Genomic DNA, 14544 nt, shown 5'->3' on the forward strand with positions numbered 1-14544 from the left:
TATGACGCGTGCTTACCTTTCCGTTTTGATCGTTGCCGTTTGTTGCCTACTCGGGCCAGGTATTGCGCGAGCCGATGAGGCTGCGAACCAAGCAGGTTTGAAGCTGTTTCGCGAGCAGATCGAACCGGTGCTGAAGCAGCAGTGTTATCGCTGCCATAGTGCCGAAGCGGCGATGGTCGAGGGAGGCTTGCGGCTCGATGGTCGCGAGGCGGCACGCCGCGGCGGCGATTCTGGTCCTGCAGTCGTTCCCGGCAAGCCGGCCGAAAGCCTGCTTGTGCAAGCGCTCCGGCACGAAGGCGGCTTCGAGATGCCGCCCGAGAAGGCCAAGCTGCCGGCAGCAACCGTCGCTCACTTTGTCCGCTGGATTGAACTTGGTGCCCCCGATCCGCGCGACGATGTGGCAACGGTCGCCGAACATTGGCCCGCAGCAGTTCGTGCGCATTGGGCCTTCCAGCCGATTCAGGCGGTGCCGCCACCCGCAGGGAAACAGCCTGGCAGCAATCCGGTCGATGCCTTCATTCGCCAGCAGCTGAACGAAAGAAACTGGCAACCCGCGCCGCGGGCTTCGCGAGCCGATCTGGTGCGGCGAGTTTATTTCGATCTGCTCGGGCTGCCACCAACGCCCGAGGCAATTGCGGCATTCGAGAAGGACAATGCACCCGATGCCTACGAACAGTTCGTCGATCGCCTGCTCGCTAATCCGCAGTTCGGCGAACGCTGGGCGCAGCATTGGCTGGACGTGGTCCGCTACGCCGAAAGCGAAGGTTATGAATACGACCGGCATGTGCCCGATGCCTGGCGATTTCGCGATTACGTCGTGCAAGCCTTCAACCGGGATCTGCCCATCGATCAGTTCATTGCGGAGCAAATTGCCGGCGATGAACTCGCGCCGCAAGATCAGCGGGCTTTGACCGCTTCGATCTTTCATCGCTTGGGACCCGTGCGACGGAATGCCGGCAATCCGGAGATTGCTCTCAGTCGCAACGAAGTGCTGACCGAGCGGACCGATATCATCGGCGCTGCGTTTCTGGGGCTCTCGGTCGGTTGTGCTCGTTGCCACAACCACAAGCTGGAGCCCATTTCTCAGCGGGACTATTACCGCCTGCAAGCTTATCTGGCGGCAACGACGGAAAAGAATATCTCGCTCGCCGCGCCGGACGAACAGGCCGCTTGGGAAGCCGAGACGAAGCGAATCAAAGCCGAGATGGACGCGCTCAAGCTGGTGCTGCGAACCAAGACCGGTGAAGAACGCGTCAAGATGCAGGCGATGTTCGACGACCTCGAAGATTCGCTGCCGCCGATGCTCGCCACGATTCCCGCGACGTTCAACGATCATTCCCAGCGCACACCCATTCACGTGCTGCGGCGAGGCATGTGGGAAAAGAAGCTGGAGCCGGTCGGGCCACGGCCGCTGAGTGTGCTCGTCTCCGCAGAGTTGCCCGAATTGCCCGCTGATGCGAGCCAGCCTCGCACGGACCTCGCGCGGTGGCTCACTGATCCGCAGCATCCATTGGTTGCCCGTGTGTTGGTCAATCGCTTGTGGCAGGGGCACTTTGGTGCGGGGCTGGTGAAGACGGCCAACGATTTTGGCACGAAAGGTGAAAAGCCGAGCCATCCGGAGTTGCTCGATTGGCTGGCGCGATCGCTACTTGATGGAGGCTGGCAAGCCAAGCAAATCCATCGTCAAGTTGTCACCAGCGAAACGTATCAACAGGCCAGCAACTTTTCACAACCAGAAGCAGCGCAGCTCGATCCGGAAAATCGCCTGCTGTGGAAGTTCAATCGTCGTCGGCTATCGGCCGAAGAACTGCGCGACGCGATGCTGGCGGTAGCGGGCCGCTTGAACGACCGCGTCGGTGGCGCGAGCGTGATGACGCCCGTGGATCCGCAGTTGGTCGATCAGCTTTACAAGCCTTCGCAGTGGCAAATTGCCCAGCGGACGAGCGAACACGATCGACGGTCGATTTATCTGATCGCCAAGCGAAACTTACGGCTGCCATTTCTCGAAACCTTCGATGGCCCAGCGCTCCTCTCCAGCTGTGCTCGCCGCGAATCGAGCACGCATGCTCCCCAGGCACTCGAACTGCTTAATGGCAGCACATCGAACGAACTGGCCAAGGCCTTTGCCCAGCGGTTGGCAGCGAGTGGCGGACCTCATGAAATCGTGCGCCGCGCCTTTCAATGGGCCGTAGGTCGTGAACCTTCGCCCCCAGAAATGACAGCTTCCTTGGCGTTTCTCGCCGAGAGTTCGCTGGAAGAGTTTGCCCTCGCGATCTTCAATTTGAATGACTTCGCCTATGTCCGTTAATTTGCACAACTCGAGTCACGAGCACAGCCGAACGACGCGCACGCGGCGCGAGTTCGTCCGCGATGCCTTCTGCGGCTTTGGGGGGCTGGCGCTCGCCTCGCTGGTGCAGCAAGAGCAGGCTCGGGCCGCAGTGAACCTGCTGGCGGCGAAAGCGCCGCATCAAGTGGCCAAAGCCAAGGCCGTGATCTTTTTATTCATGGCTGGCGGACCGAGCCACCTGGAGACGTTCGATCCCAAGCCTCTGCTGAATAAGTTGCACGGCCAATCGCGGCCGGCGGAGTTTGGCGAAGCCAAGTATCAGTTCATCAACAAAGAGGCCAAGATTCTCGGCACGCAGCGGACTTTCAAAAGGTACGGCCAAAGCAGCATCGAAGTTTCCGATCTGTTTCCGCATACCGCCAAGTGCGTCGACGATCTGGCGGTCGTTCGCTCGTGCCACGGCGACATGGTGGTGCATTCCGCCGCGCAGTACGAACTGTTCTCGGGACGAATCACGCCTGGCTTTCCCAGCATGGGATCTTGGATTCTGTATGGTCTGGGTGCCGAGAGCGATTCGCTCCCCGCTTATGTGGTGTTGCCCGATCCCAAGGGGGCGCTCGAAGCGGGCCAGCCGATGTACATGCACGGCTTCTTGCCGGCGGCCCTGCAGCCCACGATGTTCCGTCCCGGCGAGCGGCCGGTGTTGAACTTGGATCTGCCGAAGGGCGTTGATCCGCGCGTGCGTCAAAAGACCGCCAAGTTCATTCGCGATTTGAACCAGGCCACGCTCGATCCGGCTGATGAGGAGTTTCATGCCCGCGTCGGGGCTTACGATTTGGCCTTCAAAATGCAAAGCGAAGCGCCCGAGGTCCTCGACTTGTCGCAGGAAACGCAAGAGACGCTCGACTTGTATGGCGTGGGGAAAGAGCCGACGCACGACTATGGCCGCCGCTGCTTGCTGGCCCGCAAATTGGTCGAGCAGGGAGTTCGCTTTACCTGTGTCGTTTCGGGTGGCGGCCCCGGCAACATGCAGTGGGATGCTCACAGCGACATCGAGGAAAACCATCTGCGCAAAGCGGCCGAAACCGATCAGCCTGTGGCGGCCTTGCTGACGGACCTGAAACGTCGCGGTCTACTCGATACCACTCTGGTGCTGTGGGGCGGCGAATTTGGCCGCTCGCCGGAAGCCGAATCGGGCAAGGGGCGCGATCACCACAATCTGGGCTTCAGCATGTGGATGGCGGGCGGCGGCATCAAGGGTGGACAGGTCGTGGGCAACACCGATGCCATCGGTCTGAAGGCGATTGAGAAGCCGTACCACTTCCGCGACATTCACAACACGATCTTGCATCAACTCGGGTTGAATCAACATCAGCTGACCTACCCGCATCTTGGTCGGAACGAACGACTGACGTTTGTCGAAGGAAAAGTGATCAAGGAAATCGTCTCGTAGGGTTTCTTCGGTAGCCCAACGTGTCAGCGAGGGGCAATGCTCTTCGCCCGGATCCGACTCGCCGCGAGAGTCTGGCGAACGAATTGCGACGAGCAGCTAGTTCCATGCCACCCGTGCGATCTCCTGGCTCACGCTGCGCGTTACCTAAGAACGCGTTACCTAAGAAAAGGCCTGCGTGAATGGGTGCGTGCAAAATTGAAGTGCAAGCTAGCGTATGGTGGCTGAGAGTAGGAAAGGCCATCGCTGGGTGTTTGAATATCAGAATCTCACTTGCAGATACTCAAACGGAGGCCCAGCGATGGTTTACAAGCAGCTTAGGGTTGAGGAGCGTGAAATCATAGCGACGATGAATGCTCAGGGTTGTACTCAGGCTGCCATCGCCGAGGCGACTCATCGCGATGCTTCGACAATCAGTCGCGAATTGAGTCGCAATCGGCCGCGGAGTTGTTACTCGGCATCGGTGGCCCAGGGACTGGCGATGCGTCGGCGGGCGGCGGCTGGGCGGCCGCGTCGCAAGTTCGAGCAGCCAGAGATTCGGGAGGCGGTCAAGAAGCAACTCCAAGAAGGCTGGTCTCCGGAGCAGATCGCAGGTGTGAGCAAGCGTCAGTTTCCCGAGGATCCGCGCCGTTGGATCTCGCGGCAGACGATCTACAACTCGCTCCGCCGTGACGACCACGGACGCCCACTGCAGAAGTGCCTGCGTCGTTATCACCTGCACAAACGCCGTTGCCGCACGCGAAAAGAGCGGATCTGCCCGCAATTGGAACAACGACCCGCGATCATTAACGAACGGGGCCGCTGCGGCGATTGGGAAGGAGATTTGATTTGCAGCGGCGGTCATGACCAGTTCTCGCTGGTGAGTCTCGTCGAACGTCAAACGGGCTACGTCGAACTGATCCTGGTTCCCAACAAAACGTCCGACGTGGTGATGAGCGCTATTCGTGTTCGCCTGGGAAAACACCCGCGTGAGTTGCGTCAGAGCGTGACGTTCGACAACGGCTCCGAATTCAGCCGCTGGGAATGGCTGCAGTGGATCCTGACCCTGCTGATCTTCTTCGCACATCCGCACTCACCTTGGGAGCGCGGCACGAACGAAAACACAAACGGCCTAGTCCGCGAATACTTCCCGAAAGGCACCCGCTTCAGCCAGGTCACTCGCTACGAGGTCCAAGCCGTCCAGGAAAAACTCAATCACCGACCTCGAAAACGACTGGATTTTCAAACACCCCACGAAGCCCTTTCAAAACATTGCTGTCTTGCAGTTCAAACTTGACTTCACCATGGAGACAATTATTTCCGAGACGTGACCTAACTAGTCACGGACATCCGTAAAATGAGTTGCGGTAGATCTTTTACAAAATGGTGGGAATGGATGCAGACGTCGCCATGACGTTTGGATGAATGCGTAGTCCCGGCAAGACGGGCAGATCACAAATTGGTTATCAGGCGGTTATCAAGTGGACCACTGATTCCGGCGAGTAAGGGACGGGGAATCACCCTAGTCAGAATCTCGCGCGAGCAAGCAACACGGCTGAACAGGTGGTGAACAGTTCTGCCAAACTGGTTATCAAATGGTTATCGCCAAACGACGAAAAAGAGCGGTAATAACCACAAAATTTTGTCGCAAATGATTGCCAGACAACAACCTGCAGCGAGATGGTCCCAGTGAAGAAAAGCAGCAAAAAAGTTATCAAAAACGGGTCTTCAGCCACAAGAGAGCTGGCAGTTATCAGCAGAGATGGAGGCCGCAGCCAAGGGAGAATAAGTCGCCGCAAGCGACTTCGCAAAAGTCGCGCAAAAAGTTATCAAACGGCCAGTGGGCAAGTGCTATTAGGCAAGCGGTCATGCTTGCCCGATGAGGACCAGGACACTTGGTGGCGAGTTACAGCCGGCAGTTGTTGATCTGCGTTTCGAGAATGGCATGAGCGCCAGCCGCTTCGAGCTTTTCCATCACTTCGATGACTTCACTGCGGCGGACCATCACGCGGACAGCGCACCACGCTGGATCTTCCAGAGCGTTGACCGTGGGGCTGTTGAAGCCGGGGGTAATCTTTTCGGCATCGGCCAGCTTGGTGCGGGGAATGTTGTACTCGAGCAGTGAATAGCTGCGGGCGATGACGACCCCTTCGAGACGACGGACAACTCGGTCGGCCAGGGCAGCTTCGCGGCGGTCGGCATTCTGGATGATGACCGTCGAGTAGCGACCGATTTCGTCGAGGACCTTCAGGCGATTGGCTGCGAGGGTACTGCCCGTTTCGACGAGGTCGACGATGGCATCGGCGACGCCGAGGGCGATCATTACTTCGACCGAACCGCTCAGTTCGACCATGTGGACGTCGGCCTTGTGCTGCTTCAGATAGTTGCGGGTGACGTTGGGAAAGCTGGTGGCGACACGCTTGCCGTTGAGTTGCGACGGGTGGTTGATATCGCCGTCTTCGCTGACGCAGAGGGCCAGCTTGCATTTGCCGACACCCAGGTCGAGCCGTTCGATGATCTTGGCACCCGATTCGGCGAGCAGGTCGCTGCCGGTGATGCCCATATCGATGGCCCCTTCGGCCACGAGGACGGGGATGTCTTCGGTACGGAGGAAGGTGATGTCGATGGGCATCTCGCCGCAGCGAGCAAACAGGCTGCGGTCTTGGCGGCGAAAGCTAAGGCCCGCTTGTTTCAGAATTTCGGCGGCGAGTTCACTGAGGCGGCCTTTGCTGGGGACACCAATCCGGAGGTTCGACATGAGTTTTCAATCGCTCGTTGCAGGTAGTTCGATCGGTGAGGCTGCGAGAGAAATCTCGCCGCAGCCCGCGGAGGTAGTTGGGGCACCACGCTGGTCTGCTAGAGACAGTCAGCGGGGCCCGCATGTTCGGGAGAGGAAAATTAACCCTTGGCAGGGCGGGCCATTTTTTCGTCGAGACCGCTGATGCCGAAGCGGCGGGCAATTTCGCTCTCGACTTCGTCCCAGCGGACCTCTTGATGGGCCAGCAAGACGCACAGGTGATAGATCACGTCGGCCGCTTCGGCGATGACGTGCTTGCGGCCAGGTTCACCCTGCTCGTAGGCCGCTTCAACCACTTCGCGGGCCTCTTCCTGGACTTTGCCGCCGATTTTGGCGACACCTCCCTGAAGCAGAACGGTCGTGTACGATTTGGCAGGCGGGTTTCGCTTGCGATCTTCGATCACGGCCATGAGTTGAGCAACTGTGGAGGAAGAAGCGTCGGCAGCGGGTGGTAGTGTGGCGGTCACGTTTGTCTCGTTGCTTGCGGCAAATTTCTACGGGATGGATACTGGGAACCCCAACGGCGCTCGTGACGGCAACAACCGTTCGAGCTCGAGTGCTGCGAGACAAGGGAGTGGAGACATTCCGCCGATGCCGGACAAGTCAAACTGGCACTCGATCCACGCTGAGGTACGTAAATATCCTAAATCCCGTTGCCCAAACCCGCAATGCATGCGAGTGGCTACGGATTGTTACCGCGGGAGTTCCCTCGGGAATTTGTCCGCGAAGATTGCTTGAAGACCATGAATTCCACGGATTTTAACCCGCAATTTCACTCTGGCGGCATTCCACCCACGCCCCCTGTGCGCGATTGCTGGTTCCTGACGGGCCCCACGGCAGCCGGAAAAACGAAGGTCGGCATTCACCTGGCCAAAAAGCTGGATGCCGAGATCATCTCGCTGGACTCGATGGCCCTGTATCAAGGAATGGATATTGGCACCGCGAAGCCCTCGGCGGAAGATCGAGCCTTAGTGCCGCATCACTTGCTGGACGTGTTGCCGCCGAGCGAAGACTACAGCTTGAGTGAGTACCTGGATGCCGCTCATGCGTGCATCGACGAGATTCGGAGTCGCGGCAAGCAGGTGCTGTTTGTCGGCGGCACTCCGCTGTATTTGAAGTCGTTGCTGCGGGGAGCTTATCAAGGACCGCCAGCCGATTGGGAGTTTCGCGAACAGATTGACAAAGAATTGGCCGAAGTGGGCATCGATGCGCTGCATGAGCGGCTGCAAGTGATCGACCCCTTGCTCGCCGCCAAGCTGCACCCTCGCGATAAGCGCCGCATCGTCCGGGCGCTCGAAGTATTTCGACTCACGGGGCAGCCTCTGAGCCATCAGCAGAACCAGTTTGATGATGCGCGGCCTGCTGCGGAAAGCAAGGTGTTTGTGCTGCACTGGCCTCGTGAGTTGCTGCATCAGCGAATCGAAGCCCGCGTCGATCAAATGTTTTCTCAAGGACTTGTTGACGAAGTTTCACGGCTCATTCAAAACTACGGACAGCTGAGTCGCACCGCCGCTCAGGCGGTGGGATATCGCGAGGTGTTGCAGTTTTTGAAGATCATTCCCAGCGAGAGAAACCGGCCGCCGGTTTCACTGGGACAATGCATCGACTTTGTGAAGATTCGGACGCGGCAGTTCGCCAAGCGACAGGAGACGTGGTTCCGCAGTTTGAGCGAATGCACGTTTGTGCCGGCCGATGTCGATCACTCGCCGGAGCAAGTAGCAGAGACGATCCATGCGTTGCGAATGCACGGCTGAAACGGAGATTAGTCCAGTTTGATTTGCCGGAAGATGGGCAGATGCCGGTAGTAGACTTCGAGCGTGCAGACGGCGAGGGACGTCATGTAAATGCGACCACCGCGATCGGCATGTTCACCACGGGGCTCCCAACTGCCCGCCGCATGACCGCTGGTCTGCTGCGTGGAAGTGAGAACGTCCCGCATTTGCAGGTTCCACTCATCCCACTGTTCGCCACCAAAGTGGTGCATGGTTTGGGTGGCGTAGTACCAATAGTAAATGTTCGGATGCTGCTTGCGAGGAGGATATTCGGCAAGGATGGTATCGACGCCACGACCCAGGGCTGGGTGCTGTTTTTTGTTCCAACCGAGGTACATGCGGCAGAGTAGTGCTTCCGCTGTCATCACAGGCGTGGGACCGGAGCCGGACATGTAGCTGTACTGCGAACCGCCGTGGCTCTGGCAAGTATCGAGATAGGAACTAGCACGCAGCAGCGTTCGTTCAGGGACGTTGAGATTCGCGGCGCGGGCACTTTGCAGGGCCATCAGCTGCCAACCGACGACGCTGGTATCGCCGCGGTCGTTGCTGGGGCCCGGTTGATAGCGCCAGCCACCGTCGTTGAACTGGGCCTTCACAATGAAGTCGATCGCCTTTTGAGCAGGAATGCGCAGCTCTTCGTCGCCGGTCATGGCGAAGGCTTCGCAGAGGACAATCGAAGCCTGACCGTGGGTGTACATGCCGGCATTGCTGCGCTCGTCGTGACGGAGGTCGCCATTTTCCTTTTGATGTTGAACCAGCCAACGCAGAGCGCGCGAGACCGAGCCTTTGTACTTGCCCGCGAGATGCGTTTGCCCGGCACCGAGAAAGGGCAACATGGCGAGTGCCGTGCCAGGAGCCTTCGTATGAAAATGACCACGACCGCCGCAGTTGCAATTGTTCACGCTCTCGAAGTCGTCGAGTCGCCAGCTGCCGTCTTTGTTTTGATGATTCGCGAGCCAACGCAGACCGCGGGCCACAGCCGCTTCGGTCATGGTGGTGCCACCTTCTTGGGTCACCATCTCGACGCGCAAGCGAGGATCGCGAGCCGAGAGCGCCTGCCGCACGCCCGTGGCGTTTTCGACCTGCTTCTTTACGAGATCGACGCTGGCCATATTCGGGAGGTCGTCGCTGTCGAGGCGCAGTTCCCGGGCATCTTGATTGGCGGCCACCAGCGACTTGATCTCGTCCGGGTTCTTCAGATCGACCTTCTCCGGCAGCGGCATATCGAACTGCGCACGCACATCGGGAGGCAGGACGAGCGTATCGCCCCCTTCGACGCGTTCGTTGCTCAGGTTAGCCGAGAGGAGAATCGTCGGCCCCTCTTTGTCATCTTCGGGAACCGTGAACATCGCCAGCAGGGTGAGTGCGATCAGGTGGACCAGACCGCTAATCATCCACGCCGGAGTGGCGTCCACGAATTTCTTGATCCAATCGACTTCCTTCACCGGCACTGGTGCCGGGCGGCGCTGTTGAACTTGGCGTTGCTGAGTAGCTGCCGGCGAGGATTTGGCCGGCTGAGGAGCAGGCGGCGGCGTGACCGGGCGGCGCTGCGGAACTGGCGGCGCGGGTGGTGCAACAATGGTGGACGTGGTCGCGGGATCGAGCTGACGCACCGGTGGCGGAATGATCTTGGTTGGCGCCGGCGGAGGCACGGGCGCAGACACTTTGCCGACCGGCCCGACGGGAGCACTCGCGCGGCCCATCGGCTGCGGAACGGCAGAAGGCGATGGCAATGGCGGCGGTGTGATCTTGGGCGGAGGGACGGGTGCGCGAAGTACCGGGGCAGCAACAACCGCTGCAGCAACTGTTGGTGCCACCACAGCCGCCTTGGGCGCTGGCGGCGGCACTTTTGCCGGGGCTGGCTTGCGAGCTTCGAGCAGCTTGGAGATTTCTCGCTCTTGCTCCTCTGTCAGGTCGATGCTCACCCCGCAGCGCCAACAATCGGCCGTCATCAGCCAGAGGCGCACCGACATCGGCGCTTTGCAGTCGGGACAGCTACAGAGGATCGTTTCGCCGTCGAGCCAAAATCGAGTCTGGCCTCTACCGTTTGGACTGGCGGCGATGATCGGCCGCTCCACTACAGGGAGGGCATCGGTGAGCGACGGCAGCTCGGAACTAGACTGCAGATCGAACGTCGGGATCGTGGTTTCGGGCTGGGTCGGCAGGGGCGCGCTAGTGGTCTGCAACGGCAGGAAATCGAAGCCGATCTCCCCCGGTCCAAAGCTGTGCTGCAGTTCTGAGTCTTGGTTCGTCTGGGTGCTCATGCCGACCTACGGCGAGGCAGCCGTACGAATGACGACCACCCAGTGCCCGTGAGAAAAGTTCTGGCTCTTTCCTGATGGCCTTAACAGTCCTGCATTGTAACCGAGAAAATTCTCCTCCGACAAATTTCGACCGCTCGGGACCGGCATTTTCCCGAGAATCACCCGCGGCTATCGGCCTAGTGCCAGCATCGCTGAGGAGTCAAGATTTCACCGCACAAGAACGAAACGAGGCCCGCCTGAACTACAGGCGGGCCTCTGAATCTATCTTGTCGCCGAATGATTCGGCCCGGCAATTAAACCGCGACGAGTTCCTCGACGTGCTTGGCAAGCCGCTTACGAGCGACGTGCAACCGCCGCTTGATGGTTCCGAGCGGAGCGTCGAACGCATCGGCCATTTCGATCAGCGACTGACCCCGAACGTAGAACGCTTCGAGGGTTTCGCGATCGACATCGCCCAGCTGCGCGAGACCTTCCCGCACCCGAACCTTCCGCTCGTCCTCAAGCGCGAACTCGAGCGGCGTTTGATCGACCGCACAGTTCTGCTCGAGGACTTCCACATCCAGCGGTTGGTCGTGACCTTGCCGCACGACCCGGTTGATGGCCATCCGGTTCGTGATCGACCGGAGCCAACCCGCGAACGCCTCCGGCTGCCGAAGCTGCTGGATCTTGGTCATCGCTTGGATGAACACATCCTGGCAAAGCTCCTGAGCTTCGGCAAAGTCGCCCAATCGGCGAATCGCAATGGCCAGCACGTGCCGCTCGAACCGCTCGAACAACTGCCCGAACGCTTCGCGATCACCCTGCTGAGCCGCTTTCACAAGCTCGATCAAATCCCCATTCTCGGTCTGTTCAAAAACGTTCATGATGTTCTCTCGTATGTTGAGCACACCACCACCATGCGAACCGATGCCATCAAGCGGGTGTCTGTGAAGACACCAGCGAAGCATCAGCCGAAGGCGGCGAAGTGCAATGCAGGTGAAAGCAACGAGCGGCAGCAGCGGCGGGCAGCATGAGTGTGAAAGATCACACGTCAGCCCGGCTGGCATCCGCTAGGTGCGTTTTGTTGTTGGTGAGAGTCAATTCCCGGTCGCAAGTCTTTGCGACAAAGCGGGCTGACTAGTTACCCACGTAACAACAAACTTCTAAACCCTTGCGGACGCCGGCTCCGGGATGATGCCCCGCGACGTTGACTACTAAGGTCAACCGCTGGGACCAAATCCCGGGATAGCTGACAGGTAAACCACGCCAACCCAAGCCACGGCTGTTCCAAACCTTCCGGTTTGGACTTGCTGGGCGATTCGGGGCGCTTTATTCCTGCCGATCCGGCATACAGATGGCGCTGATGGGAATCTGCGACGCGCAGCGTACCCATACCTGCCACTGCCGTTACGGCTTGGCGATTCGCGGCGACGACGACATTGCGTGTCACGGTGGCGATGGTATTGATGATGCTGCGCATGACGAAGCTCCCTTCGGCGCGAACAAGGGTGCACTAACTTAAAGTGCCCTGCTCACGAGAGATACAAAAAACAGAAACGACTCCTGAGTACGGATTTAGACAAAACTCGCTAGAACGACTATTAGCAGAGGCGACTGCAGGCCTGCAAAGCCCGCCGGTCTCTCAACCAGCATTCCGAAGCCCTCAGCTGATTTATTCCATTCAGCGTGTGGCCAGCAAAAATTGACTACTTCCCCTCACAACCACAAACAATGTTACCAACCAGGGGCGAAAACGGCAAATTCGTGATCCACGTACCGCGGGCGATCTGCCTCCCACTCCTGGTTCCTGCCAGCTTAGACGCCCTGCCAACCAGAAGGTTCGCGGGCCCCTAAAAAATATATCGTCTTTTTTCCCGGTTCGCCTTCCCAGTACTTTTTTGTGACTGGCGGGCTAGAACCGACGAAGTTCGATATATTCACTCTTCGCTACCCATAGATGCTCGGCTAGCGACCTTTATTCCCTCGCCCGGAAACGATTCCGGAATTCGCCTGCGATGCCCATCGAGTTTGCCTGCCCGACGTGCCAAACCCAGATCCGCACGCCAGATACGGCTGCGGGCAAGATGGCCCGTTGCCCTCGCTGTCAGACAATCTCCGCTGTGCCAGCCGCCTCCGCGAACTCCGCCCCACTGGCAGACATTTCTTTCCCAGTTGCTCCGCTAGCAAATCCGTCGGCTCCTGCCTGGCTGCCACCCTCGGCCGCTTTTCAACCTGCGGTTCAGCCTCAGGCCACCACCAGTAATCCGTTTGGCGAATTGCCAGGTGCTCCGATCGGTCCAGCCGATCTGCAGAACCCCTATTCGTCCCCCAGCGGCTACGCCGAAGTCAACCTGCCTTTTTCCCGCGACCAAGCCTGCGCCAAGCTGCTCATTCCCGCGTTCGGAATTGCCCTGTCGGCCCTCATGACGCTGGTCCTCATCGGCCTGTTCTTTCTGATGATGCTCATGGACCCGGGATTCCAAAAAGATCTCTTCAAGCCCGATCCGGCCGAAACGGCTGGCGGCCTGATTGCCCTCGGGGTGATGATTGGCCTGGCATCCGCGCCTTCGCTCATCGCCCTGCTTGGGGCCTACGCCATGTTTCGCGGTCGCGGCCTGGTTACTGCTTGGCTGGGTACGATTGCGGCGCTCATCCCCTGTGGTCCCTGCATCGTTTTCGGTGCCATTTTTGCCGTCTGGGGCATGATCGCCCTCAGTGACACGCGCGTCAGTACTGCCCTGCGATAAACCATGCCTACTATCCTTTCGATTCAAGTGGCCCAGCCTCAATCCTTGGGCACCGCAGGTGCCAGCGACGAACACGACCGCCCGTGGACCACCGCCTTCTTCAAGCTGCCGGTCAGCGGTCCGCAGCAGGTGCGCGAATTGGGCATCGTCGGCGATGGCCAGGCCGATCTCCGTTTTCACGGCGGCCCCGACAAGGCCGTGCTCGCATATTCGGCCGATCATTTTCCTTTGTGGCAACACGAGCATCCTCACGTCGCCTGGTCAGGCGGCGCGTTCGGCGAAAATCTGACCATCGCTGGCTGCGACGAAACAACCGTCTGCATTGGCGACATCTGGCAAGTCGGCGAAGTCCGCTTCGAGGTCTCGCAACCTCGCCAGCCCTGCTGGAAGCTCTCGCGCCGCTGGCGGATCAGCGATCTCGCGCGGCAAGTAACCCAAAACGGCCGCAGTGGCTGGTATCTGCGCGTGCTGCAGCCTGGCACGATCGAACCGGGGCAAGCCATCGAACTCGTCGAACGGCCCCATCCCGCTTGGAACGCCCACCGCGCCAGCCATCTCATGCACCATGGCAAGCACGACATTGCCGCAGCCGCAGCCCTCGCCGCGCTTCCTCAACTGGCCGAGAGTTGGCGTGAGGTTTTTGCAGAGCGGGTGGCGAGAGCCGGCAAGAAGTAACCCGGTCCCGGGAAAAGTGTGTTCACAGACCGGGTAGGTTTGTGAACGCTACCTAGCGCAACTCTCGGGTTTCCCGCACATCCGTGTTCACAAACCCTGCCGGTTTGTGAACACCCCTCGGTTAAGCGAGAGCTTCTGTTCCTCGACGAAAACGCCACTGTGTCACCTACCGTACAGACGGCCCTTGTGTGCTTTTTTAACATGTCGGGTTCGGCATGACCTGAAGCACAAAACGCCCCGGAGGACTTTGGAATGATCCTCTCCACGGCTGCGTGATGTGGGGTCTGCCTGGCACCTTGCCGACGGATCTGCCCGCTTCGTCGGCAACGGTGCTTCTCACCAACTAGGGGTCCGCATCCATGAATCAGAACCGCTACCGCTGGGTAAAGCCAAGCGACCTGCCCGACCGCGTAGAACTGATCGACAACCTCACGACGCTCCGGGTGGCAGTCATTACCGATGTCAACCGCCGCTGGTGTTGGAAGCGAAACACGACCCTCCTGCTGCATGGTGTGCCGCCAGCGGAAGGGATCGAAGCGTCTCTGACTCAGGCCAAGATCAAAGTCCTGGAGGGGCTACCGGATTGAACATCCG

The 14544-nt window shown here is 59.3% G+C and carries 12 protein-coding genes; 8 read left to right on the plus strand and 4 right to left on the minus strand.

The genetic code is table 11. The annotated features are described in order from the left end of the window. The first annotated feature begins 1 nt into the window (after position 1). From NA78x_RS24585 to NA78x_RS24595, 3 genes are all read left to right on the plus strand, one after another. On the plus strand, positions 2 to 2308 hold the full coding sequence (locus NA78x_RS24585) for a PSD1 and planctomycete cytochrome C domain-containing protein (protein WP_425615032.1): 2307 nt from the start codon (positions 2 to 4) through the stop codon (positions 2306 to 2308). Next, positions 2298 to 3740, plus strand: a complete 1443-nt coding sequence (locus NA78x_RS24590) for a DUF1501 domain-containing protein (RefSeq protein WP_425615033.1) — start codon at positions 2298 to 2300, stop codon at positions 3738 to 3740. The genes NA78x_RS24585 and NA78x_RS24590 overlap by 11 nt, the downstream gene beginning before the upstream one ends. A gap of 298 nt (positions 3741 to 4038) precedes the next feature. Then, a complete protein-coding gene (locus NA78x_RS24595; RefSeq protein WP_425615034.1) occupies positions 4039 to 5013 on the plus strand; it encodes an IS30 family transposase in 975 nt (324 codons plus the stop codon). 609 nt (positions 5014 to 5622) lie between these two features. Here the strand turns inward: NA78x_RS24595 and hisG are convergent. Together hisG and hisE are read right to left on the minus strand one after the other, a co-directional pair. Continuing rightward, positions 5623 to 6474 (minus strand): ATP phosphoribosyltransferase, encoded by an 852-nt coding sequence (hisG, locus tag NA78x_RS24600; protein ID WP_425615035.1) that lies wholly within the window; start codon positions 6472 to 6474, stop codon positions 5623 to 5625. Positions 6475 to 6614: 140 nt separating this feature from the next. Next, positions 6615 to 6980, minus strand: a complete 366-nt coding sequence (gene hisE / locus NA78x_RS24605) for a phosphoribosyl-ATP diphosphatase (RefSeq protein ID WP_425615036.1) — start codon at positions 6978 to 6980, stop codon at positions 6615 to 6617. Positions 6981 to 7256: 276 nt separating this feature from the next. On the opposite strand from hisE, the gene miaA reads away from it, so the two are divergent. Further along, on the plus strand, positions 7257 to 8267 hold the full coding sequence (gene miaA / locus NA78x_RS24610) for a tRNA (adenosine(37)-N6)-dimethylallyltransferase MiaA (RefSeq protein ID WP_425615037.1): 1011 nt from the start codon (positions 7257 to 7259) through the stop codon (positions 8265 to 8267). 8 nt (positions 8268 to 8275) lie between these two features. Here the strand turns inward: miaA and NA78x_RS24615 are convergent, their stop codons facing one another. Continuing rightward, positions 8276 to 10549: a prenyltransferase/squalene oxidase repeat-containing protein gene (locus NA78x_RS24615; RefSeq protein ID WP_425615038.1), complete on the minus strand. Its 2274-nt coding sequence runs from the start codon at positions 10547 to 10549 to the stop codon at positions 8276 to 8278. Positions 10550 to 10842: 293 nt separating this feature from the next. Next, on the minus strand, positions 10843 to 11595 hold the full coding sequence (locus NA78x_RS24620; protein ID WP_425615039.1) for an RNA polymerase sigma factor: 753 nt from the start codon (positions 11593 to 11595) through the stop codon (positions 10843 to 10845). A 296-nt stretch (positions 11596 to 11891) separates the two neighbouring features. Here NA78x_RS24620 and NA78x_RS24625 point away from each other — a divergent pair, with 296 nt between their 5' ends. The 4 genes from NA78x_RS24625 (at position 11892) to NA78x_RS24640 (ending at position 14537) form a co-directional block, all read left to right on the plus strand. After that, entirely contained in the window at positions 11892 to 12050 is a 159-nt protein-coding gene (locus NA78x_RS24625) for a hypothetical protein (protein WP_425615040.1), read from the plus strand. 493 nt (positions 12051 to 12543) lie between these two features. Then, on the plus strand, positions 12544 to 13275 hold the full coding sequence (locus NA78x_RS24630) for a hypothetical protein (RefSeq protein ID WP_425615041.1): 732 nt from the start codon (positions 12544 to 12546) through the stop codon (positions 13273 to 13275). Between the two features lie 3 nt (positions 13276 to 13278). Continuing rightward, positions 13279 to 13950: an MOSC domain-containing protein gene (locus NA78x_RS24635; RefSeq protein ID WP_425615042.1), complete on the plus strand. Its 672-nt coding sequence runs from the start codon at positions 13279 to 13281 to the stop codon at positions 13948 to 13950. A 359-nt stretch (positions 13951 to 14309) separates the two neighbouring features. Then, the gene (locus NA78x_RS24640) at positions 14310 to 14537 is read left to right on the plus strand and encodes a hypothetical protein (RefSeq protein WP_425615043.1); all 228 of its coding nucleotides are present in this window, start codon (positions 14310 to 14312) and stop codon (positions 14535 to 14537) included. The last annotated feature ends 7 nt before the right edge of the window (positions 14538 to 14544 follow it).

It is taken from the genome of Anatilimnocola aquadivae (assembly GCF_049819085.1).
In the GTDB taxonomy this organism is placed as follows: domain Bacteria; phylum Planctomycetota; class Planctomycetia; order Pirellulales; family Pirellulaceae; genus Anatilimnocola.

Excerpts from the sequence above, each read along its gene's own strand:
- NA78x_RS24585 (WP_425615032.1), top strand. The coding sequence starts at position 2 with ATGACGCGTGCTTACCTTTCCGTTTTGATCGTTGCCGTTTGTTGCCTA.
- NA78x_RS24590 (WP_425615033.1), top strand. The coding sequence starts at position 2,298 with ATGTCCGTTAATTTGCACAACTCGAGTCACGAGCACAGCCGAACGACG.
- NA78x_RS24595 (WP_425615034.1), top strand. The coding sequence starts at position 4,039 with ATGGTTTACAAGCAGCTTAGGGTTGAGGAGCGTGAAATCATAGCGACG.
- hisG (WP_425615035.1), bottom strand. The coding sequence starts at position 6,474 with ATGTCGAACCTCCGGATTGGTGTCCCCAGCAAAGGCCGCCTCAGTGAA.
- miaA (WP_425615037.1), top strand. The coding sequence starts at position 7,257 with ATGAATTCCACGGATTTTAACCCGCAATTTCACTCTGGCGGCATTCCA.
- NA78x_RS24615 (WP_425615038.1), bottom strand. The coding sequence starts at position 10,549 with ATGAGCACCCAGACGAACCAAGACTCAGAACTGCAGCACAGCTTTGGA.
- NA78x_RS24620 (WP_425615039.1), bottom strand. The coding sequence starts at position 11,595 with ATGCCAGCCGGGCTGACGTGTGATCTTTCACACTCATGCTGCCCGCCG.
- NA78x_RS24625 (WP_425615040.1), top strand. The coding sequence starts at position 11,892 with ATGGGAATCTGCGACGCGCAGCGTACCCATACCTGCCACTGCCGTTAC.
- NA78x_RS24630 (WP_425615041.1), top strand. The coding sequence starts at position 12,544 with ATGCCCATCGAGTTTGCCTGCCCGACGTGCCAAACCCAGATCCGCACG.
- NA78x_RS24635 (WP_425615042.1), top strand. The coding sequence starts at position 13,279 with ATGCCTACTATCCTTTCGATTCAAGTGGCCCAGCCTCAATCCTTGGGC.
- NA78x_RS24640 (WP_425615043.1), top strand. The coding sequence starts at position 14,310 with ATGAATCAGAACCGCTACCGCTGGGTAAAGCCAAGCGACCTGCCCGAC.